2 protein-coding genes are annotated in these 1,953 nt (G+C 71.5%); both read left to right on the top strand.

All coding sequences use genetic code 11. The features are described 5' to 3' along the window. The first annotated feature begins 166 nt into the window (after positions 1-166). Positions 167-763 carry a phage connector family protein gene (locus FVW27_RS14410; protein WP_167126368.1) on the top strand — a complete coding sequence of 199 codons (597 nt, stop codon included), beginning with the start codon at positions 167-169 and terminating at the stop codon, positions 761-763. A 3-nt stretch (positions 764-766) separates the two neighbouring features. After that, a partial coding sequence (locus FVW27_RS14405; protein ID WP_481850165.1) for a phage tail protein occupies positions 767-1,953 on the top strand: 1,187 nt, incomplete at its 3' end.

Here is a 1,953-nt window from a genome sequence, read left to right as displayed (position 1 = left end):
CCGCACCGGCGGCGGAACCCGACCTGCCGCCCAGCGCCGCCATGCGCCGGGCTACGGCCCGTCACCTGCGCGAACGGCAGCGCGTGGCGGCGGAGGATACCGGAGTCAGCGGAGTAACCGGGTCACCCAGAACAGGTGGTGGCCGCCCGCGTGGCAGGGGGCGGTCATGAGCGCCGGTTTTACCCCCAGCGCGGTCACCAGTTCCGTCCAGACCAGCGAGGTGTCCATCTGCAACAAGGCCCTGCGCTACCTGGGCGCGCCGGAAATCGTGGCCCTGGACCAGCCCTCGCGCGAGGCGGACCTGTGCTCCCGCTACTACGCGGAAGCCCGCGACGAACTGCTGGAGCACCACCACTGGAACTTCGCCACCCGCTACACCTCGCTGGCCCCGCTGGCGGCGGTGCCGCCCTTCGGTTTTGCCTGCGCCTATCGTTTGCCCGGTGACTGCCTGCGGGTGCGTCGCCTGCGCGGCGAGCCGCCCTTCGAGGTGGTGGAGGCGCGCACTCTTTACACCGATGCGGCACCGGCGGAGGCGGTGCTGACCGTGCGCGTCACCGACCCGGCCCGCTTTCCGGCGCTGTTCGTAGAGGCGCTGGCCCGCCGTCTGGCCGCCGCGCTGGCCGTGCCGCTCATGAACAGTTCGCGCACCGAGCAGGCCATGCTCCAGCGGTTCGGTGATGCCCTGGAGGCCGCCCGCGTGGCCGACGCCGCCGAGGGGGCGTCCGACCCCGTGGAGATCAACCCCTGGCTCATGGCGAGGTAACCCATGGCGCGCACCACCCTGATCCAGAACAGCTTCAACGCGGGCGAACTGTCGCCCCTCATGGCCGCGCGGGGCGACCAGGCCCGGTATGCCAGCGGCTGCCGCGTGCTGCGCAACATGTTGCTGCACCCGCACGGCCCGGCCTTCCGGCGGCCCGGCCTGCGCTTCATGGGAGCCTGCGCCGATGAAACAGTGCCACCCCGGCTGGTGCCCTTCGTGTTCAACGAAGAGCAGGCCTACGTGCTGGAATTCGCGCCGGAACGGCTGCGGGTGTGGTGGCGCGGCGGGCTGGTGCTGGGAGGAGACGGTGCGCCGCTGACGGTGCCTACACCCTACGCGGCGGAACATCTGCCCACGTTGCGCTGGTGCCAGTCCGCCGACGTGCTCTATCTGGTCACGCCCCATGCCGCCCCGCGCAAGCTGGAACGCCACGGCCATGCCGACTGGCGGCTGGTGGCGGTGAACTTCGGCCCGCGCGTGGCCACGCCCACGGGGCTGCGCTCCACGGGGGCACCGTCGGGCACGCGCCAGCACCGCTATGTGATCACCGCCGTGTCCGTGGACACCGGCGAGGAAAGCCTGCCCACGGCGGAACTGGCCGTGACGGCAGGCACGCCCGCGGAAGGGAGCGCCGTGAACCTGACCTGGACCGCCGTGGAGGGGGCCAGCGAATACCGTGTGTACAAGGCGGGCGGCGGAGCGTCTGTCTACGGCCTGCTGGGTACCGCAGCCACGGGCGAAACCTATGCCGATACGGGCCGCACGCCGGACTTTGCCGAAGGTCCGCCCGAACACCGCAACCCCTTCGAAGGGACGGACGACTACCCCTCGTCGGTGCAGTTCTGGCAGCAGCGGCTGTGCTTCGCCGGGTCGCGCAGCCATCCGCAGACCATCTGGGCCAGTCGTACCGGCTGCTACGAGAACATGGACGTCTCGCGCCCGCTCCAGGCCGACGACGCGGTCACCGTCACCATCGCCTCGGAAACGGTCAGCGCCGTGCGCTGGATGATGCCCGCCCGCAAGCTGCTGGTGGGCACCGGCGGCGGTGAATGGACCCTTTCCGGGCAGGGCAGCGAGCCGTTCTCTCCCCTGTCGTGCCTGCTGGAATTCCAGTCGGCGCGCGGCTCGGCGGAACTGCCGCCCCTGGCCGTGGGCGACGGGGTGCTGGCCGTGCAGCGCGGGGGGCGGGC

Source organism: Nitratidesulfovibrio liaohensis, assembly GCF_011682075.1.
Lineage (GTDB): Bacteria > Desulfobacterota > Desulfovibrionia > Desulfovibrionales > Desulfovibrionaceae > Cupidesulfovibrio > Cupidesulfovibrio liaohensis.
The sequence above is the reverse complement of the archived record's forward strand: the minus strand, read 5'-3'. Positions and strand labels throughout refer to the sequence as shown.

Bases quoted from the DNA above. Each gene is read 5' to 3' on its own strand.
- FVW27_RS14410 (WP_167126368.1), top strand. From the start codon at position 167: ATGAGCGCCGGTTTTACCCCCAGCGCGGTCACCAGTTCCGTCCAGACC.